We start from the raw sequence: 19,773 nt of genomic DNA on the forward strand, positions 1-19,773 counted from the left end.
TGACGGTGCAGGTGTAGGTGCCGACGATCACGTTCGTGGGAACGGCCACGGTGAGTGTCGGTTCCCACGAGACGGTGCTCGTGTCGAGATCCATCGTGGTGGCGGAGAAGGCGGTGCGGGAGGNGGCCAGCGTCACGGCACTCGTCGCGGTGGGCTGGCCGGGGCTGACCAGGGATGGCAGGCCGGTCGTGGCGGTGGCGGGGCCGGACCAGTAGATCAGCGACGCCCGGGGGATCGTCTCGTCGGACGCGCCGGTCCCGGTCGTGCAGTTCGTCGAGGTCACGGTGGCCGTCCAGGCGCCGACCAGAGCGGTGCTGGTGACGGTCGTCGTCGCCAGTTGGACGCTGAGCGGGTCGTCGCCGATCGCGTGCGAACCGAGGTTCGCCGTAGCGGGAGCGGTGATGGTCAGCGTCGCCTGGGCCGGACTGNCGGACCAGGTGACCAGCAGGATCACGAGGACCGTGAATGCCGAAAGCCTGCCTGTAGTCCGCCCGAGGCCGGGGAGGTTGCACCNCATCTCGACGACTCCTGACCGCATCCGCAGCACGATGCTGGCCTTGCTACCACGACGCACGAGGGTGGGTCTGGACCTCGGGGCCGGACGGGACGAGTCCNGCGGGGGCGGGGGCGAGCGGTGGCCGGGGAAGGCCGTCGAGACACGCGACTGTTGCTGTGTGTGTTCGTTCGCTACCCAGGGTGATAGCTTTCGCTGCGTGCCCGGCGGATCACATCTCTCGATACCGCAGCANGGGCGCTCCGGCCTCACACAGGGGAGTAGTTACGTTGCGTAAGTCATCGCTGTTTCTTCTGAGCGCAGCCGCCGCGGCGGCCGCCCTTCTCGGCTCAGCGCTACCGGCCAATGCCGCGACCGCCGACACCGTGGTGACCCTGACCCTCACCGGAGGGGCCGTGAACATCACGGCTCCGGCCACCGCTACCCTGACCGGCGCGATCGGGACGACGCCCGTGTCGGGTCCCCTCGGGCTCGTCACGGTCACCGACACCGAGGGCACCGAAGCGCCCTCCTGGGTGGCCAGCGTGTCCACCACCAACTTCAACGCGCCGGTGGGTTCCGGCATCGCCCCGATTCCCGTCGCGAACATCCACTACTCGCCGGGCACGGTCACCCGCGTGAACAACACGGGAACCGCAAACGACGCCAACTTCACCGGCGAATTCGTCGCGGTCCCGACGGTGACGGCCACCGGCGGCCCCGGCATCAACTCGGCGTCATGGAACCCGACGCTGACGGTGGACATCCCGCCCACCGCCGTCGCCGGTACCAACTACACCGCCACGATCACCCACTCCACGGTGCCGTGATCGGGGCTACGGGATGAACAGAGGCACCCTCTTCGGTGCCCTCGCGGTGGTGGCCGGGATGCTCATCCCGGCCACCACCGTTCCTGCCGTGTCGGCCGCGCCCCGCAACGGGACCGTCAACTCCGACGGGACGTTCGGGATCAGGCTGGTCGAGGTCACCGCGTCGCTGTGGAAGGATCCCCGGGCCAGGCAGTACATCGTCGATCACCTCAACCCGGGCACCACGATGCGCCGCCAGGTGGAGGTCGTGAACAACACCGACGCCCCGATGCGGATCGAGCTGTACCCGGGGGCCGCGAGCCTCGGTGAAAGCTCGTTCCACTTCGCCGAGGGGCGCAAGCCCAACGAGCTGACCACCTGGGTCAGCCTGGACCGGAGCGCGATCGAGGTCGGCGCGCACTCCCGGGAGAAGGCCGTGGTGACTGTCGCCGTACCCCGGGACGCCTCGCCGGGCGAGCACTACGGCGTGCTCTGGGCGCAGGCGGGCAGCGCGGCGCCGAAGGGCAGCGGCTTCCAGATGGTCAACCGGGTCGGGATCCGGATGTACCTGGACATCGGCCCCGGCGGCCCGCCCGCCGCCGGCTTCACCATCGCCGCACTCACCGCGAGCCGTCTGCTCGACGGGCGACTGGCAGTCGGTACCGAGATCCACAACACCGGTGGTCGGGCGTTGGACATGTCCGGCGAGCTGANGTTGACCAAGGGTCCGGGCGGCCTGCAGGCCGGACCGTTCCGGGCGAACCTCGGAACGACGATCGCCCCTGGGGAGGTCAGCCCGGTCTCGTTCGCACTCGACGGGCAGATGCCGGCGGGCCCGTGGACCGCGACGGTGACACTGCACAGCGGGCTGGTCGAGCGGACCGCCACGGCGGTGATCCGTTTCCCTGACCGTCGCGGCGCCTCCGAACGGGTCCGAGTGAGTGGCGCCTCCACCCGCCGGGTCGCGGTCACGTCCGCGATCGTCACCGGCGGGTCGCTGTTCGGCGTCGGAATGCTGGTCATGCTCGCGCGCCGGTGGCGCCGACGCCGGTCGGCCTCCTGATCCGCGGTCGGCAGGTGATCAGCTCGCGCAGGCGTCGGACCAGGGGACGCCGGGGACGAATCGGCTCCACTCCGCCCGGCTCGGTGCCGCCCCCGGCTTCGCGCAGGCGCCCTGCCGCAGCCGCTGCGGGTCCAGCGTCCCGAGCAGGATCGTGCCCCTGTCGGTGGTCAGCGCGACGCTCCCCGCGGCGGTCGCGCTCATCGCCCGCACCGGCGAGTCCACGGTGCCCATGGGGATGAGCGCGGGCGCGGAAACGGCGAGATTCGAGTACGCGACGCTGCCTGCGCTGTCCGCGCTCAGCAACTGGTCGCCGGCGGCGAAGGCGACGGTGGTCACGGGCGCGGCGTGGCCGGGCAGGCGCTTCGCGACTCGCGGATGGTTCGGGTCGGCGACGTCGGACACCTGCAGGTTCTGGTCGTCGCCCCCGGTGGCCAGCAGCGTGCCGCCCGGGCTGAACGCCACCGTGTTGACGGCGCCGGTGTGGCCCGGCACCGAGCCCATCTGCGTGGGGTGGCGCGGGTCGCGCACGTTCCAGAGCTGGACGGTGCCGCCCACCCCGGCGATGGCGAGCACGGCCCCGTCGGGGCGCAGCGCCACCCCCGTCACCGGTCCGGACCGCCCGATCAGCAGTTGCAGGGAGGTGGGCCGGGCGGGGTCGGTGATGTCCCACAGCCCGACCGACCAGTCGACGCCGGCCGTGGCGAGCAGATGAGCCTTGGCGGACAGGGCCAGGCGGTGCACCGGAGTCGACTGGGTGCCGAGCGCGCCGAGCGGACGCGGCCTCGCCGGGTCGCTGACGTCCCACAGCCGACCGGCGTCGGTGGCCCCGCCGGTCGCCAGCGTCCGGCCGCCGTTGTCGAAGATCACCCCGCTGGCGTGGTCGTCGGCCGAGCCCTGCGCGGCGACGGTCGGCCGGCCGGCGTCGTCGAGGCGCCACAGGTGTAGCCGGCCGGCGTCGTCGGTGCCGGCGAGTGTCGTGCCATCCGGGCTGAGCGCGAGGTCGGAGTACGCCGACGCGCCGGCGGGCACCCGTGTCGCGGTCGACTGCGCGAACGAGGCGATCAGCGCGTCCCGGGCCGCGGTGGTCGGGGCGAGCGTGTAGGCCGCGAGGCTGAGCCGCGCGGCGAGCTGCGGATCCTGGGCGCGACGTGCGGCGGCGTCGGTGGCCAGCCGCGTCGACGCGGCCGCTCGCTCGGCCGGGCTCGCGGCGCCCGGCCCGCCGCCGCCGCCCAGGACGATGACCGGAATCGCCACCGCGGCGGCGAGCAGGACCACCAGGGCGCCGGCGAGCACAAGCGCGCGGGGTCGGCGCCGGCGCCGGGTAGGCGGCGCGCTGTCCGGCGGACCACCCGGCGTCGTGGCTGCGCTGCCCGGTCCCTGTGCCGGCAGCGAGACGGATCCGCCTGGTGGGACGGATCCGCCTGGCGGAAGGGACGGCGTCGCCGGCTCACCCGCACCGGTACGCCCCGCCGGGCCAGGGGAGCCGACCCGAGGTGGTGCCGAGCCCGGCGACCCGCCGGGCGGTGGGGTCCGAGGTGAGACCGGGGGCGGGAAGGCCAGCGGCGCCGGCGACATCTGGGTCGCCGGCATCGCCGCGGCCGGTGGACCACCGCCGGCCGCGTACGGCGGCACCGCCGTGCCGGGGCGGCCGCCCCACGAGGCGGTCGCGGAGACCGTGGCCTCCCCGCCCGGTCCCGTGGCGGGCGGAACCGATCCGCCGGACGCGGGTGCCCCCACCGAGCCGGTGAACCCTGCCCCCGCGATGCGCCCCGTAGCGCCTCCGGGACCCGCTGTGCCGGGTGGTGGCGCTGCCGGGCTCGGGGCTGCGGCGCCACGGCCACGCCGACCCCATCGCCGGGGCTGGGCGGCGGAGTTCTCGGCGGGCTCGTCCGGCGTTGCCTCCGGCGCCGGTCGAGCGGGCAGCGCCCCACCGCCGATCAGTGCCGTGCGCAGCTCCTCCGCGCTCGGGCGCGCCTCGGGGTTCTTCGCCATCGCGACCTCGATGAGGCCACGCAGTTCCCCGCTGACGCCGTCGAGCCGAGGCGGCTCGTTGATGATCCGGTAGAGGATCGCCTCCATCCGGCCGGTGCCGAACGGCGGCTGGCCGGTGGCGGCGAAGACCATGACCGCACCCCAGGAGAAGACGTCGACCGCCGAGGTGATCGGCGCGTCGAGAATCTGCTCGGGCGACATGTAGCCGGGCGTCCCGATGGCCTGGCGCACGTTCCGGCTGAGCTCGGTGTCGGCATTGAACTCGCGGGCCAGCCCGAAGTCGATCACCTTCGGGCCGACCGGGGACAGCAGCACGTTGCCGGGGGTGAGGTCCCGGTGCACGATCCCGGCGGCGTGGATGGCACTCAGCGCGGTGGTGACGCTGACGGCGAGCTGCTCGAGGTCGGCGGGCCGCATCGGCCCCCGGACCGAGACGTGCCGGGACAGCGTCGGGCCCTCGACGAACTCGGTCACGAGATACGGCTGCGGGCCGTGGGGGTCGGCGTCGAGCACGGCCGCTGTGGTGAACCGGCGCACCCGGCGCGCGCTTTCGGCCTCCCGGGCGAACCGGGCACGGAACTCGGGGCGCTGTGCGAGTTCCGGCCGGATCACCTTGATGGCCACCGCGGTGCCGTCGGGGGCCCGGCCGAGGAACACCGTGCCCATCCCACCCTGGCCGAGTCGGCCGATCACCTGGTAGGTGCCGAGGCGGCGGGGATCCTCGGGCTGCAGCGGGCGCGCCGTGTTCCCGGACAACGGTGGTGGTGTCGTCCCCGTCACCGTGCCCCACTCCCGCGGGGCCGCCTCGGCCCCGCATGCCCCGCCCCGCAATCACGGCACGCCGACCTCAGCGTCCGTCTGACTCCATGTTCATACCAGGTGATGATGTAGTGCAGTGTCTCCGGATCAGACCAACATTGACGTGTTCGCGACCGGTGAGCCGCCCTCTGGACGGCTACGCCGGTTTCACGGCCGGAACGCCGGCCGTCAGGTTCTGCACGATGGCGATGTTGTCACGCACCGTGGCGTCGTCGCGGGCGATGTAGTGCGCCTGGGACGTGATCTCCTTCTGGTTCTGCAGGTAGTACCGCAGGAAGGCGGCCACCGCCGGCTTGCGCAGCGATGCCTTGTTCGCGTACAGGTACAGCGGCTTGCACAGCGGCATGTACATGCCGGTGCCGGCGGTGAGCGCGTTCGGCTCGACGCAACCGCGGCCGGAGTCGAGCTTGATGGCGCGCACCGCCCGGTTCGTCGTCAGGAAGTTCGAGTAATCCATGAAGGNGATGGCACCGCGGTCGCCGTCGACCCGGGCTGGGATCTCGTCGAGTTCCCGGGTCTCGTAGGCACGGGTGTTCGTCGAGCTGCCGGTCATGCTGGCGAGGAACACCTTGGCGTGGACGGTCGACGCCGCGGGGCCGATGGGGGACAGCGGAACGTTCGGGAAGCTCGGATCGACCTGGTTCCAGTTGGTCACCGTTGAGTCCCGCGCCCAGATGCGGCCGACCTGGGCCGTGGTCAGGCACTGCGCCCAGGTGTTCTGCCTGCTCACCACGATCGGCAGCAGGTGGTGGGCGATCTCGAAGCCGGCGACCCGGGTCCCGCAGGCCTTGTCGGGCAGCGCGTAGGAGGCCCCGACGATGTCTGCCTGGCCGGCGCAGACCTTCTGGAAGCCGTCGTCCGTGTCGGTGCTGCCGACGCGGACGGTGACGCCCTTCGCCGACTCGCGGAACAGGCTGTACGCCGTTCCGGTGATCGCGGCCACCTCCGCCGAACCCGTCGTGATCACTGCATTGGGATCGACGGCGCCGCCGCCGGCGCCTGCTCCGCCGGCGCCCGCCCCGCCCGCGATCCCGGCCGCCCGTTCGGCCGCGCGCATCGTGTCGGCGGGTAGCTGGGGATGCTGATCAACCGTCGAGCGGGGCGGTGCGGCAGCGGTCACCGAGGTGCCGTCGCCCCCGCCGGTCAGAACCAGGCCGAGAGTGACGCTTCCGGCGATGAACACGACCAGCGCCAGCACGCCCGCCAGGAGCCGGCGCCTCGGCCGACCGCCCGCCGACCAGCGCCGACGTCCGCCGGCCGCGGACGCCTGGGCGCCCTCACCCGACGCCGCGGCCGCGATCCCGCGCGGGCCGGCCGGCGCCGTCGGGGTGCCGGAACCCGCCCGGGCGCCCTGCGCGGCCGGATCCGGCGAACCCGGATCGCCCGCGGCCCCGGCCGCGGCCGCGGCCGCGGCACCCATCAAGGCACCCCCGGCCGCCGACGCACCCCCGGGCATCGACCCGTGGGACGCGCCGCCGGCGGCCCGCCGGTCGGCCGGACCCGACGACTCCGCCCTCGGTGGCGGGGTGTGCCCGACGACGGGCGGCACGCTTGGCGGCGGGGTTGTCGCGAAGGCGGCCGGGCCGAGCAGGACCGTCTCCGAGCTCGCCGGCTCGGCCACGGCGTCGCGCGCGGCGAGCAGCGCCGCCCCGAGGGCGAACTCGCCGTCGTGGCGGATCTCCAGCCGGCCCACGTCCGGAAAGTGCTCGCCGAGCAACCGGCTGACCAGTGGGATTCGTGCACCCGGACCGTAGACCGCGAGCAGGCCGAGCGCGCCGGTGTCGCTCGCCGCGGCGCGCACCGCCCGGGCCAGCACGCGGATCGAGTCATCGAGCAACGGCCGGACGAGCGACTCGTAGTCGTCCCGGCTGACCTGAACGACGGTGGTCGTGTCGCCGGTGGGCACGGCGACGTCGGCGAACGTCTCCTCGGTCAGGACCTCCCGGGCCTCGGCGCAGGCCGCGCCGAGGCGGGCGCCGTCGGCCGACGCCCGCGGGCCGCCGCGCAGACGCTCGCCCGCGTCGCCGACCAGCCCGGCGACGTGGGCGTAGAGCAGGTCGTCAAGCATCGAGGTCGACACGTCGGCGAGCCCGACCGGGGAACCTACGGGCACGTAGCCGCCGGCCGTCGCGGTGAACACCGCCGCCTCGAACCAGTGCGACCCGAGCTGGTAGGTCGCNGCGCCGCGCCCGTCGGCCACGGGAGTGGTCTGCGAGAACAGGGCGGCCATCGCCTCCGTGGAGCTGCGGGCGACGACCGGAGTGGTGGTCTCCAGGCGGGCGATCGCGTCCGCGAGCCCCTCCTGCCGGCGCGCCGGCCAGGTCGCCGGGCTGGTCACGACGACCAGCTCCGGCGGTTCACCGCGCTGGGCGGTGGCTGTGCGGATCATCGCGTCGAGGAAGCGGGCGAGCAGTGCCGAGGCGGTGTAGCCGATCCCGCCGACGAGGATCGGCGTCGAGTCGCCGAGCCAGTGCACGAAGCCGTCGGCGGTCCGCTCCGGCTGGCTGGCTCGCAGCCGGACGGCTGAGCGCCCGACGCGCACCGAGCCGTCGGCGGCGAGATGGAGCACGGTCGGGATCTGCGGTTCGCCCTCGACGGCGATGGCGGACGGCCAGCCGTTCTCCGCGATGGCGGCCGTGGTGACGTCGACGCCGGGACTGATGCCGAGCTGGTATCGCACGCGTTCCCCCGAGGTGCCCGTTCTGCTTACCCCGGCACAATCCCCCGTCTGCGCCGAAGCGTGGCACGATCATAACCGTCCACACTCGGCGGATCGCCGGTAGCGGGGGATTGATCGCTCTACGATACGAATCGGATGCCGGGCCGCACCCGGCGCGCCCTGACCCGGGAGGCCGCGTGCTCCGCCGTGCCNCGAAGTTCGAGGTGACGCTGAACCCGACCGCGCAGTCCCTGCTTGCCCCGATGTCCGCCGAGCCTCGCCAGTTCCTGCTGGACCGGGCCCTGGACGAGTTCGTCGCCGATCTCGGCGCGCTGGACGAGGCGGCCGAAGCCATGGTGCCGGGCGCCGCCCGCCCGCGCATCGACACCGCCATCGACGCGGCCTCGCCCGCGGTGGTCGACGGCACCCTGCTCGTCTCCGGCCAGGAGGTGATGCAGACCTGGGAGGCGCCGCTGATGCGGGCCCTCGCGCAGGCGGTCACGAGGCCGGGGGGAGTGGTGCTGGAGATCGGTTTCGGTCTCGGGCTGTCCGCCGGATTCGTGCAGGAGATCGGGCCCGCCCACCACGTCATCGTGGAGGCGAACCCGCAGACCGCCGCGGTCGCCGAGCAGTGGGCGCGAGCCGACGGCCGGCGTGGCGTGGAGATCGTCATCGGGCGCTGGCAGGACGTGCTCGCCGGGCTCGGCCGGTTCGACGGCNTCCTGTTCGACACCTATCCCATGGACGAGACCGAGGTCGACGAGTACGTCATGCGTGACGCGACCTTCGCCGAGCACTTCTTCGCGCCGGCCGCGGCGGCCCTGACCGACGGCGGCGCGTTCACCTACTACTCCAACGAGATCGACTCGGTCTCCCGGCGACACCAGCGCGCGCTGTTGCGCCACTTCCGCACGTTCGCGGTCGAGATCGTCGACGGCCTGCGCCCACCCGCGGACTGCAGCTACTGGTGGGCGCCCTCGATGGCCGTCATCGTGGCCCGTGGCTCACGGCGGTCCTGACCTGCGGCGGGGTCCTGACCTGCGGCGGTCCTGACCCGCCCGCGGAGCCTCCCATCAGGCGGGCTGGTGCTCGGGCCGGTGACCGCCGCGGACCGCGTCGTCGCGGATCTTGCCAACCAGTTCCTCGAGGATGTCCTCCAGCGCGACGAGTCCCAGCACCGAGCCCTGGGCGTCGGTGACCCGGGCGAGATGGGCGCCCGACTGCTGCATCGTCGCGAGGNCCGTGCGCAGGCTGTCCTCGGCGCCGACATGCGCCAGCGGCCGGATCCACTTCGCCGCCACCGGGCTCGACCGCCGTTCCGGGCGGGTCTCCAACACGTCCTTCAGATGCAGGTAGCCGGTCATCTCGTCGCCGCCGTCCTGCACGGGGAAACGGGTGAACCCGGTGCGCGCGGCGAGCCGCTCGACCTGCCGCGGAGTGATCGTCGGCGGGACCGTGACCAGCCCGTCCGGCGCGAGCAGCACGGCGCGCGCCGTGCGCTCCTCGAACGACAGGGCTCCCGTCAGCAGCTCGTGCTCGTCCTCGGCGAGCAGGCCCTCCCGGTGCGACTCCTCGATGAGGCCGGCCACCTCGTCGCGGGTGAAGACGCTGGCCACCTCGTCCTTAGGCTCGACGCCGACGACGCGCAGCGACATGCCCGCCACCGCGTTCAGCAGCATGATCACCGGCTTGCCCAGCCGGACGACGCCGACCAGCAGCGGAGCCAGCAGCAGCACGGCCCGATCCGGCATGGCGAGCGCGATGTTCTTGGGCACCATCTCCCCGACGACCACGTGCAGGAAGGTCACCAGGGCCAGCGCGATCGCGAAGGACACCGGGTGCAGCAGCGCCGAGGGCAGCCCGGCCGCCTCGAAGGGGCCGTGCATCAGGTCCGCGATCGCCGGCTCGCCGAGCGCGCCCAGNCCGAGGGTGCAGACGGTGACGCCGAGCTGCGCGCCGGCGAGCATCAGTGACACGTTCTCCATCGCGCCGAGGGTGATCCTCGCCAGCCGGGAACCGGCCTGCGCCATCGGCTCGATGCTCGTCCGCCGGGCGGAGATCAGCGCGAACTCGGCGCCGACGAACAGCGCGTTGAGCACCAGCAGCAGGATCGTGGCGGCGATCGCCAGCAGGCCGCTCATCGTTGCGCCGCCCGCCCGAGCGCCTCGGGCGCGCCGCCCGCGGCCGGCTGGCGTGATCCGTCGCCGTGCGTCCGGGAGCCGGACCCGCCGCCACGCTCGCGCGGGCCGGTGGACCGCTCGCGGTGCCCCCCTGACCGATCGCGATCCCGCGTCCCCGTGGGCCGGTGCGTCGCAGCCGGGTCGTCCGCCATGGTGACCCCTCGCGGGGCCACCGGCTCCAGCCGGATCCGGTCCACCCGCCGGCCGTCCATCCGCTCGACGGTGTAGCGGACCCCCTCGACGGCCGCCGCGTCCCCCGCCCGGGGGATGCGGCCCAGCGCGCGGGCCACCAGACCGCCGAGCGTCTGGTACGTGTCGTCGGTCGGGATCGCGATCCCGGTGACGTTGCTCGCCTCCTCCGGACGAAGCAGGCCGGACAACAGCCAGCTACCGTCGTGACGGCGCAGGGCCCGGGGGGAGACCCGATCGTGTTCGTCGACGACGTCGCCGACGATCTCCTCGATCAGATCCTCGGCGGTGACCAGACCGTCCGTGCCGCCGAACTCGTCGACGACGATGGCCATCTGCAGCCCGCCGGCCCGCAGCGTCTCCAGCAGCGGNTCCAGCAGGAGTGTGGAGGGGACCGTGACCGGCGCGACCATGACGTCACGCACCGGTGTGTCCTCCCGGTCGTCCTCGGGGACGCCGACCGCGTTCTTGATGTGGATCACTCCCACGACGTCGTCGCTGTCCGCGCCGAGCACCGGGAACCGGGAGTGGCCGGTTCGCCGAGTGAGGGTGATGACCTCACTGATCGGCTCATCGGCGTGCACCGTGCGCATCCGCATCCGTGGGGTCATCACGTCCTCGGCGGTCCGGTCACCGAACAGCAACGAGCGCTGCACCAGCGTCGCCGTCTCCTGCGACAGGGTGCCGTGCTCGGCGGACCGCCCCACCAGCGAGAACAGTTCCTGGGCGGAGCGGGCCGAGGCCAGCTCCTCCTGCGGAGAGATGCCAAGCCGGCGCAGCACGGCGTTCGCGGTCGCGTTCAGGAAGCGGATCAGCAGCCCGGTGGCCCGGGTGAACATCCGCTGCGGCCCCTGCACCGCCTTGGCCGTACCAAGCGGATGAGCCAGCGCCAGGTTCTTGGGGACGAGTTCGCCGAACACCATCGTCACGGCGGTGGCGAGCACCATCGCGACCACCACGGACAAGGCGCCGGCCAGCCCGTCGGAGGCACCGAGCGAGGTCAGCGGCCCGCGCAGCAGCTCGGNGATGGCGGGCTCGGTCAGGAAACCGATCGCCAGGTTCGTGACCGTGATCCCGAGCTGGGCGCCGGACAGTTGGGTGGACAGCCCGCGCAGGGCGGCGAGCACACCCCGGGCACCCCGCTCGCCCCGGTCGGCGGCCCGCTGCACCGACGGCCGGTCGGCGGTGACGAGAGCGAACTCTGCGGCCACGAAGACCCCGCAGATGGCGACGAGCGCCAGGCCCAGCACCAGCAGAAGCGCCTCGATCATCGGTCGACCCCCGCGGGCGCTTCTCCACGCGTGGGNCGGCCGGAACTACATCCGGCGTCGTCGGAGTCCTTCATGATCCCTTCCGGTCGGTCCGGGTCGGCCCGGTGCGCTGGCCTTACCCGCGTCACGCGGGTTCAACGCGCCGGGCAGCCCGTCCGTTTCACGATGACCTGTCGTCGCCGGACGGTCCAGACCTCAGGGGGCGTTCGGTAGTAGATCACTGTGTGGTCCCGGGGACCGCGTGTCGACCAAGACCCCATCGCTCGGCCACGATCCGCCACGACCGTCGCCGGGTCCACGGGCGGTCGGCCACGAACGGCGGACTGGAAAGGCCGGTCGCGGGCCCGGGTGATTGCCAGGATGGGAGGAAGTGGCTCGGGTCCGACACGCACGAATTCCTCGAGTGTCACGGAGGGTGACAGCGGGAAGAAGGTGGGTGTCGTCGCCGGGTGCTGCCACCCAGCCGTCGGACTAGGAGGTCGCCATGCATCGGCTTCAGACACGGTCCGTGNCGATACCCGTCCGGCCCGATCGGGCGCCCGCGCTCCCAGCCGACCGCATGGCATCCCGGCCTCCCCGCCCGGGGGAACCAGGTTCGCGGCCGACGCCGGCGCCCGCGTCGCGGGCGGCGCTCCTCGTGGCGGCGGTGACCCTGCTGCTGGCCGCCGGCTGCGCTGGGAGCTCCGCGGGCGGGAAGGCCCCCGCCACGGTGACCGCGCCTCGCGGTGGTCCGCCAGCCGGATGGTCGCCTGCCCTGACGACGCCTGCCCTGACGACGCCTGCCCCGACGATGCCCGCCCCGACGACGCCGGGCACGCGCGGGCCGGCTGCCCAGACCGCGGCTGAGCTGGGCGCTGCGGGGACGACCGGTGCCGGCGCGGCGGCCTCGGCGTCGAGGACGCCGGCCGGGAGTGTCACCGCGCCGGCTGGCGGGCTGTGCCCCACCGCCCGGCTGGCGGTGCGCTCCGCTGACGGTGAGGGCGCGGCCGGCAGCACGTACGAACACCTGGTGCTGACCAACGCCGGCACCACGTCCTGCGTGCTGCGCGGCTTCCCCGGCGTCTCCTACCTCGACGCCGCGGGCCGTCAGGTCGGCGCGGCCGCGGTTCGGTCGGGTCCGGCGGGCCAGGTCGTCCGGCTGGCCCCCGGCGCCTCGGCCAGAGCGACCCTGCGCACCGTGCATCCCGGCATCCAGGAGGGCTGCGACGAGCCGGCGCAGAGGACACCCGTCGCCGCCTTGCGGATCTTCCCTCCGGCGAACACGACGGCCCTGCGGCTGGCGCTGTCCGATGTCTCGGCGTGCAGCAGTCCGGCCGTGCAGCAGTTGTCGGTGACCGCCTTCACCCGCTGACGCGTCATCGGCTGACCGCCGCCGCACCCACCGAGGGCGGTGGTCAGCCGGCGGCCGGGTCGGCCGCTCCCACGGTGCTCAGGGCGATGTCGACATAACGCCTGCTGATCTCCGTCGGCGTGAGTGGCCCGTCCGGGTGGTACCAGCCGGTGATCGAACGCAGCATGCCGAGCAGCGCTCGGGAGGTGTCCGCGGGGCTGGTCATCCGGAACACCCCACTGCTGTTGCCGTCGACGAGGATGTCGAGCAGCAGGGTCTCGAGCTCCTTGCGCTTGGCAGCGTAACCGCGGCGGTTGGCCGGCTCCAGGTAACGCAGCTCGGAGTCGAGGACGGCCATCCGCACCCGGTGCGCCATGAAGAGCGTCATCGACTCGACGAACGCGACGAAGCGGGCACGGGCGGGCGCGCTCTCGCCCACCTCGGCGAGCGCGGCGCGGGCCCGGCCGAGCGCATCCTCGATCCCCAGGTCCAACAGCGCCACGAGGATGCCCTGCTTGTTGGCGTAGTGGTAGTAGAGCGCGGGCACGGTGACGCCGGCACGGCGCGCGATGTCCCGCACCGTCGTGCCGTGGTAGCCGTGCTCGTAGAGGGCCTCCATCGCGCCCTGCAGGATCGGGGTGAGCTGGGGCGGGGCGAACTCGCGCCAGTTCGCCGCCGCCAGCACGGGTCCTGCCGTCACGATGGGCCTCCCGGGTGTGGCTGGTCCTGACCAGTGTGGACCGGCCGTCCCACACGCGGATCCGGACCGTGCGCAGGGTGACCGAACCGCCGCGAGCCCGCGTCCTCGGGGCGGATCGATCGACGAGCCGGTGCCGTCGACGGGCCAAGCCGCCGACGGCACCGCGTCACCAGGTCGGCCGGAGCCGCTCCGGACGTCCGAGCCGCTCCGGACGTCCGAGCCGCTCCGGACGTTAGAGCCGTTCGGACGCCCGAGCCGTTTCGGACGTCCGAGCCGTTTCGGACGTCAGAGTCGCTCGATGATGGTGGCGTTGGCCATGCCGCCGCCCTCGCACATCGTCTGCAGGCCGTAGCGGCCGCCGGTCGCCTCCAGGTAGTTGACCATGGTGGTGAGCAGGCGGGTACCCGACCCGCCCAGGGCGTGGCCGAGCGCGATCGCCCCGCCGCGCGGGTTGAGCTTGGCCGGGTCGGCCCCGGTGTCGCGGGCCCAGGCCAGGGGCACCGGCGCGAATGCCTCGTTCACCTCGAAGGCGTCGATGTCGTCGATGGACAGCCCGGACCGCTGGAGGGCCTTGCGGGTCGCCGGGATGGGGGCGGTCAGCATGAGCAGCGGGTCGTCGCCGGCCAGGGCGAAGGTGTGGAACCGGGCCCGCGGCCGCAGGCCGAGCTCGTTGGCCTTCGTCTCGCTCATGATCAGCACTGCGGAGGCGCCGTCGGTCAGCGGCGACGAGTTACCCGGCGTGATGCTCCACGTGATCTCCGGGAAGCGGGCCGCCCACTCCTCGGTGTAGAAGGAGGGCTTGAGCTGCTGCAGGCCCTCGAAGGTGGTCGTGGGTCGGACGGTCTGGTCGGCAAGGTGCTGGGTCTTTGTGCCGTCCGGCAGGGTGATCTCCACCGGGACGATCTCGTTCGCGAAGTCGCCGGCCGCCGCCGAGGCCGCGGCGAGCTGGTGCGAGCGGGCGGAGAAGGCGTCCAGGTCCTCGCGGTTGAGCTTCCAGCGCGCGGCGATCAGTTCGGCACCGATGCCCTGGTTGGCCAGGCCCTCCGGGTAGCGGGCGCGGAAACCCGGGCCGTTGGGGTCCTGGCCGATGACCGCGGAACCCATCGGCACCCGGCTCATCGACTCCACCCCACCGGCGATGACGACGTCGTACGCCCCCGCGATGACGCCCTGCGCGGCGAAGTGGGCGGCCTGCTGGCTTGACCCGCACTGGCGGTCGATGGTCGTGGCGGGCACCGACTCGGGGAAGCCCGCGGACAGCAACGCGGTGCGACCGATGTTCAGCGACTGTTCGCCGACCTGGCCGACACAGCCCGCGATCACGTCGTCGACCAGCGCGGGGTCGAGGTCGTTGCGCGTGACCAGCGCCTTGAGCACGGTGGCCAGCAGCTCCACCGGGTGGGTCTCGGACAGCGCCCCCCCGGGCTTGCCGCGACCCGACGCCGTCCGGACCGCATCGACGATGACTGCGTTTTCCATGGGATCTCCCTCGTCACCAGCGAGGCGGACCGATCCGCCGCGCTGNCCGTGTCGCCCACCCGATGTCCAGCGCTCGCTTGGTTGTCTAGCGCTCGCTAAGTAGACCCTGCCATGGTCCGCTCCGAGGTGCGCGGTCCTGCCGCCCTGGCCAGGATCGCACCGGGCGGGTCGTGCCGGGTTCCGCCTGGCGATCGTTCGAGTCGACGCTACGAGCCTGCTCTTGATGGGTCAACAAGCAGATTGGAGTGACAATTCCATATCTGCCGGCGTGGCGCGAGCGACCGGTCCGCCGCCGGGCCGGGCTGGGCGACCGTGAGCACTGCGTGAGCGTTCAGCGGACCAGCCGCGGCGGACGGTCACCGGTGGCGGCGCCGGGGAACACGTCTCCGCCGGCGGGGATGGCGGTCGAGCCGGGTGGGTCGCCCGTGACACAGGGCGGCTGGGGATGCGCGCGTTCCACGGCGGTGAGGCGGTCGGCGATCCACCCGCGCAGGCCGGCGATGTCCACGTCGTGCGGCGGGTGCTCGGCGTAGGGCGCCAGGTTGTCCGACGCGCGAACCAGCACGGCCACGCCACCTCGGACGTTGCCGCGGGCAAGATGAGTCATTCCCACGGCCAGTTGGGTCAGCCCGCGCCACAGACCGCGTTCGTCGTCCGCGGCGGCCTTCCAGGCAGCCTCGAGCGCCTCGTGCGCCTGAAAGGGGCGGCCGGTGTCGAGCAGATGCTGGGCGGCGGCGAGCGCGGCGCCCGGGGGCAGCGGGTTCGGCAGGCTCAGGGGCGCCACGCCCGCCGCTCCGTGCGGTAGGGGCCGGCCGAGAGCGTCGCGGGGGCGCTCGGCGGGTCGGGTCGACGGCGGTTGCGGTTCGGCACCGCCGCGTTCGCCCGCGGCCGCGCCTGGTCCATCCGGGCGGGGCCCCTGGTGCGTGGGCCCGGTGGACTCTGCCTTGGCGGGCACCGGCCCGAGGTCTCGTGGTCTGGTCATCCCCGTCAGTGTGACCAGGCGGTGGGACTCTGTCGCCCGCGATGGTTCCGGGTGGCGCTCACCACTCGTCCGACTGGTGCCGGTGCGGCCGTGGCCCGTCTCGGCGGGAGAGCCGGGACGGGCCACGGGAGGAGTCGTGCTGGTTACGGGTGGGGGTGCGAGGCGCGAAGGATCAGGCGCTCAGCCTCAGCGGCCGGCGGCGGCGCGCAGCGCGTCGGCGCGGTCCGTGCGCTCCCAGGCGAAGTCGGGCAGCGGTCGGCCGAAGTGACCGTAGGCCGCGGTCTGGCGGTAGATCGGCCGCAGCAGGTCGAGGTCGCGGATGATCGCCGCGGGCCGCAGGTCGAAGACCTCGGTGACGGCCCGAGTGATCTCGGCCACCGGCACCGTCTCGGTGCCGAAGGTCTCGACGAACAGGCCCACCGGCTCGGCCTTTCCGATCGCGTAGGCGACCTGCAGCTCCGCCCGGCGGGCCAGGCCCGCCGCGACGACGTTCTTGGCTACCCAGCGCAGCGCGTAGGCGGCCGACCGGTCGACCTTGGACGGGTCCTTGCCGGAGAAGGCGCCGCCGCCGTGGCGGGCGTACCCGCCGTAGGTGTCGATGATGATCTTTCGGCCGGTCAGGCCGGCGTCACCGATCGGCCCGCCGATCTCGAACCGGCCGGTCGGGTTGACGAGCAGCCGGTAGCCGTCCACCTCCAGCCCGAGGTTCTCCTCGGCCAGCCGCTTGAGCTCCGGCGCGATGACCTGATCGCGGATGTCCGGGATGAGGCGGGTCGCGAGGTCGACGTCCGCCGCGTGGTGCGCGGAGACGACGATGGTGTCCAGTCGCACGGGCCGGTCGTCTTCGTCGTACTCGATCGTCACCTGGGTCTTGCCGTCCGGGCGCAGGTAGGGCAGCACGCCCTCGTGACGAACCTGGGACAGCCGCTGAGCGAGCCGGTGGGCCAGGGTGATCGGCAGTGGGAGCAGGTCGGGCGTCTCGTCGCTGGCGTAGCCGAACATGATTCCCTGGTCGCCGGCGCCCTGCTGGGCGAGCGCGTCCTCGCCGCCCTCGACCCGGGCCTCGTAGGCCTGGTCGACGCCCTGGGCGATGTCGGGGGACTGCGCACCGATCGAGACCAGAACGCCGACGGTGGCCCCGTCGAAGCCCGTCGCGGCGTCGTAGCCGATCTCGGTGAGGGTGCGCCGCACCACCGAGGTCACGTCCACGTGGGCAGAGCTGGTGACCTCGCCGGCCACGTGGACGTGCCCCGTGGTCAGCAGCGTCTCGACCGCGACCCGGGAGCTCGGGTCGGCGGCCAGGTAGGCGTCGAGCAGGGCATCGCTGATCTGATCGGCCAGCTTGTCGGGATGACCCTCGGTTACGGACTCCGACGTGAACAGGCGGCGGGACATGCGGGACCTCGTTTCGATGNATCGCGGGAAGAAAGGAGCTGGCCGTGGCTGAGTCGGGCCCGATGGACTGCGGGGCCCGCCACGGGGAGATCGGTGGAGCGTGGCCGGGCCGCTTCGGCCGATCAGCGGCCGGCCCGACCATGTGGATGAACGGACAGCCCGGCGAACCTCGTCCGGGTAGGGCATCCGGCTGGCCCCGGGGACGGTGGGGCGCGGGGGCCGGACGGATCGCGCCCGCGAGAGGACGCTCATGTGAAGCTGGGCTGGCCGAGGGAGTCGCGCGGCGAGGGTGACCGGCCCCGCGCGGCGACGGCGGGGCATCCGGACACCGACGGACCTCAGGAACGCGCTGAGTGCACCGCCCGGGGCGGGGAGACCCCCGCGCGGCTCAGCGCGCGGTACAGATGGCGGAGCTCACGAGGGCGAAGTCGACGTGACCACGCGTGACGAGGACGGCCGAGCACTGCACGCGGTGATCTCATCACGGGCGCCGCAGCGGCGTCAACCGTGCCTGGCCGTGGGCGTGCCTTGTCTCACCGAGGCCGCCATGCCAGAGTGGGATCATGCCGAGCCCGGACGACCCGACGTCCCGGGTCCCGGCCGGCCGGCGGTGACGATGCGCCGCCGGGTCCCGCTCGTGCGCCGGCGGGCGGTCGATCTCATGCGGGTCGCCAGCCGTCTCTGTAACTGACCCGTCGCTGGTTCATGGCGCCGCGCCGCCATCCAGCCGCGATCGGGCGCCCGGCTCTGAGCGGGCCGGCGTCCGTCGCACTCCTACTTACTGTCATGTGGCGTCCCGCCTCGTGGGTCGGTCGTCCCCGTCGGGACCGGGTCGCCGTGCGGAGGTGGCGTGCTCATGTCCCAGGCCGATCGTGTGTCCCAGACCGATCGTGTGCCCTTGTCCGTACTCGATCTGTCGCCCCGGTCGGAGGGCGCGTCCGCGGGTGACGCGTTGCGTAACACCCTCGACCTCGCCCGTCGCACCGAGGAGCTCGGCTTCCACCGATACTGGCTCGCCGAGCATCATCTGGTGCCCGGTGTTGTCTCCTCGGCACCGGCGGTCGTCATCGCGCTCGTGGCCGATGCCACGACCCGGATCCGGGTCGGCTCGGGAGCGGTTCAGATGGGTCATCACACGGCGGTGACCGTCGCCGAGGAGTTCGGGACCCTCGCCCAGATCCATCCGGGCCGGATCGACCTCGGGCTGGGGCGTCCCGCCGTCGACCGGCTGTTCGCCCCGGCGGACGGCGACGGCCCACCATCCGGGTCGGACCAGCCGGCCGCCGTGTCTGGTGGGCCCGTGTCTGGTGGGGCCGTGTCTGGTAGGGCGGTGTCTGGTGGGGCCGCGCCTGGCCGCGCGGCGACCGTCGTCGACGGGCTGTTGGTGCCGGCGCCGCCCCGGATGCGGCTGAACGCCGACCGGCTGCGCCGCCAGTTCGCACTCGTCGGCTACCGGCCGGGCGCGGGGGACGAGTACGGCCAGCAGGTCCGCGACATCCAGGCGTTCCTGCGGGGCGACTACCGGACCGCCGAGGGCGAGCACCTGACGGTGCCGGCTGCTGAGGGTGCCGACCTGCAGATCTGGGTCCTCGGTTCCAGCCCGGGCGCGAGCGCCCGGACGGCCGGNGAGCTGGGACTGCCGTTCGTCGCGAACTACCACGTCTCGCCGTCCTCGGTGCTCGAGGCGGTGCAGGCCTACCGGGACGCCTTCGTCCCGTCGGAGTCGTTCGACCGGCCCTACGTGATGGTCTCGGCGGACGTGGTGGTCGGCCCGGACGAGGACACGGCCGCCGAGCTCGCCTCGCCCTACGGACTGTGGGTGCTGAGCATCCGGTCCGGGCAGGGGGCCCGTCCCTTCCCGAGCCCGGCGCAGGCGGCGGCCTACCCGTGGACCGCGGAGGAACGCACCCTCGTCGCGGACCGGGTCGAGACCCAGTTCGTCGGCGGCCCCGCCACTGTCGCGCGCAAGCTGGAGACGTTGCGGAAGGTGACCGGGGCTGACGAGTTGATTATTACGACGATCGCGCACGATCATGCGGACCGGGTGCGCTCGTATGAGCTCCTCGCCGGCGTGTGGCAGTGATCGTCCGGGGAGCCGCCGGCCGGGGGTCCGGGGTCGNCATCGCTTTGNGTCGTTCCTGACTGCTGGTTAACGTGGACCTCGTCGCGTGGCACCGCTGGCGGTGATCGCAGCCGGTGGATGTCCGGCCCACGCGGGTGACGGAGGAGGCATCGTGTCCGGCGACTGGTCTGGGAGCGTGGTGGCGCCGCGTCCTCGGCCGGGCGGCGGGATGCACGAGCTCACGCACCGTCGGCACATCGACACCTGCCGGGTCAACGCGGCCGCCTGTACCCGCTGACGTCCCCAGCCTCCCTGACCTTCCCGCGCCCCGGGTTCGCCGGCGCCGCCCG

General features: G+C 73.2%; 9 protein-coding genes and 10 pseudogenes. 5 read left to right on the plus strand and 14 right to left on the minus strand.

All coding sequences use genetic code 11. The features are described from left to right. The first annotated feature begins 783 nt into the window (after positions 1-783). Positions 784-1,323 (plus strand): hypothetical protein, encoded by a 540-nt coding sequence (locus tag FF86_RS11315; protein ID WP_055406172.1) that lies wholly within the window; start codon positions 784-786, stop codon positions 1,321-1,323. Positions 1,324-2,383: 1,060 nt separating this feature from the next. Here the strand turns inward: FF86_RS11315 and FF86_RS11325 are convergent. From FF86_RS11325 to FF86_RS46150, 4 genes and pseudogenes are all read right to left on the minus strand, one after another. After that, a complete protein-coding gene (locus tag FF86_RS11325) occupies positions 2,384-5,137 on the minus strand; it encodes a WD40 repeat domain-containing serine/threonine protein kinase (RefSeq protein ID WP_044884490.1) in 2,754 nt (917 codons plus the stop codon). Positions 5,138-5,312: 175 nt separating this feature from the next. Further along, positions 5,313-5,638, minus strand: a pseudogene (locus FF86_RS46145) (phosphate ABC transporter substrate-binding protein); the annotation flags it as partial. A gap of 1 nt (position 5,639) precedes the next feature. Beyond that, positions 5,640-7,355: pseudogene (locus tag FF86_RS11330) on the minus strand (substrate-binding domain-containing protein); the annotation flags it as partial. 1 nt (position 7,356) lies between these two features. Next, positions 7,357-7,565: pseudogene (locus FF86_RS46150) on the minus strand (hypothetical protein); the annotation flags it as partial. A 990-nt stretch (positions 7,566-8,555) separates the two neighbouring features. Here FF86_RS46150 and FF86_RS46155 point away from each other — a divergent pair. Beyond that, positions 8,556-8,854 (plus strand): annotated as a pseudogene (locus FF86_RS46155) (class I SAM-dependent methyltransferase); the annotation flags it as partial. Positions 8,855-8,908: 54 nt separating this feature from the next. Here FF86_RS46155 and FF86_RS65835 read toward each other — a convergent pair. The 6 genes and pseudogenes from FF86_RS65835 to FF86_RS46180 form a co-directional block, all read right to left on the minus strand. Next, a pseudogene (locus FF86_RS65835) lies at positions 8,909-9,074 on the minus strand (hypothetical protein); the annotation flags it as partial. Between the two features lies 1 nt (position 9,075). Then, a pseudogene (locus FF86_RS46160) lies at positions 9,076-9,757 on the minus strand (CNNM domain-containing protein); the annotation flags it as partial. A 1-nt stretch (position 9,758) separates the two neighbouring features. Further along, positions 9,759-9,976, minus strand: a pseudogene (locus tag FF86_RS46165) (CNNM domain-containing protein); the annotation flags it as partial. Then, positions 9,973-10,575 (minus strand): transporter associated domain-containing protein (locus FF86_RS46170; protein WP_304438130.1); only part of this gene is annotated, 603 nt, incomplete at its 5' end. The gene FF86_RS46170 and the pseudogene FF86_RS46165, both read right to left, overlap by 4 nt. A gap of 1 nt (position 10,576) precedes the next feature. Further along, a pseudogene (locus FF86_RS46175) lies at positions 10,577-11,228 on the minus strand (CNNM domain-containing protein); the annotation flags it as partial. A 1-nt stretch (position 11,229) separates the two neighbouring features. Next, positions 11,230-11,475 (minus strand): annotated as a pseudogene (locus FF86_RS46180) (CNNM domain-containing protein); the annotation flags it as partial. 637 nt (positions 11,476-12,112) lie between these two features. On the opposite strand from FF86_RS46180, the gene FF86_RS11350 reads away from it, so the two are divergent. Then, the gene (locus FF86_RS11350) at positions 12,113-12,826 is read left to right on the plus strand and encodes a DUF4232 domain-containing protein (RefSeq protein ID WP_044884495.1); all 714 of its coding nucleotides are present in this window, start codon (positions 12,113-12,115) and stop codon (positions 12,824-12,826) included. Between the two features lie 43 nt (positions 12,827-12,869). Here FF86_RS11350 and FF86_RS11355 read toward each other — a convergent pair whose 3' ends face one another. The 4 genes from FF86_RS11355 to metK form a co-directional block, all read right to left on the minus strand. Further along, positions 12,870-13,505, minus strand: a complete 636-nt coding sequence (locus tag FF86_RS11355; protein ID WP_044884496.1) for a TetR/AcrR family transcriptional regulator — start codon at positions 13,503-13,505, stop codon at positions 12,870-12,872. A 285-nt stretch (positions 13,506-13,790) separates the two neighbouring features. Then, a complete protein-coding gene (locus FF86_RS11360; protein ID WP_044884497.1) occupies positions 13,791-14,984 on the minus strand; it encodes an acetyl-CoA C-acyltransferase in 1,194 nt (397 codons plus the stop codon). Between the two features lie 331 nt (positions 14,985-15,315). Then, positions 15,316-15,768 carry a DUF309 domain-containing protein gene (locus FF86_RS11365; protein WP_044884498.1) on the minus strand — a complete coding sequence of 151 codons (453 nt, stop codon included), beginning with the start codon at positions 15,766-15,768 and terminating at the stop codon, positions 15,316-15,318. Positions 15,769-16,152: 384 nt separating this feature from the next. After that, positions 16,153-17,361 (minus strand): methionine adenosyltransferase, encoded by a 1,209-nt coding sequence (gene metK / locus FF86_RS11370; protein ID WP_044884499.1) that lies wholly within the window; start codon positions 17,359-17,361, stop codon positions 16,153-16,155. 856 nt (positions 17,362-18,217) lie between these two features. Here metK and FF86_RS46185 point away from each other — a divergent pair. Together FF86_RS46185 and FF86_RS46190 are read left to right on the plus strand one after the other, a co-directional pair. Continuing rightward, the coding region (locus tag FF86_RS46185) for an LLM class flavin-dependent oxidoreductase (RefSeq protein WP_242418571.1) at positions 18,218-18,987 on the plus strand (770 nt) is incomplete at its 3' end. A 1-nt stretch (position 18,988) separates the two neighbouring features. Next, positions 18,989-19,444 (plus strand): annotated as a pseudogene (locus FF86_RS46190) (LLM class flavin-dependent oxidoreductase); the annotation flags it as partial. Between the last annotated feature and the right edge of the window lie 329 nt (positions 19,445-19,773).

Source organism: Frankia sp. CpI1-P, from assembly GCF_001421075.1.
GTDB lineage: Bacteria > Actinomycetota > Actinomycetes > Frankiales > Frankiaceae > Frankia > Frankia torreyi.

Coding starts and splice junctions, on each gene's coding strand:
- FF86_RS11360 (WP_044884497.1), bottom strand. CDS start 14,984: ATGGAAAACGCAGTCATCGTCGATGCGGTCCGGACGGCGTCGGGTCGC.
- metK (WP_044884499.1), bottom strand. CDS start 17,361: ATGTCCCGCCGCCTGTTCACGTCGGAGTCCGTAACCGAGGGTCATCCC.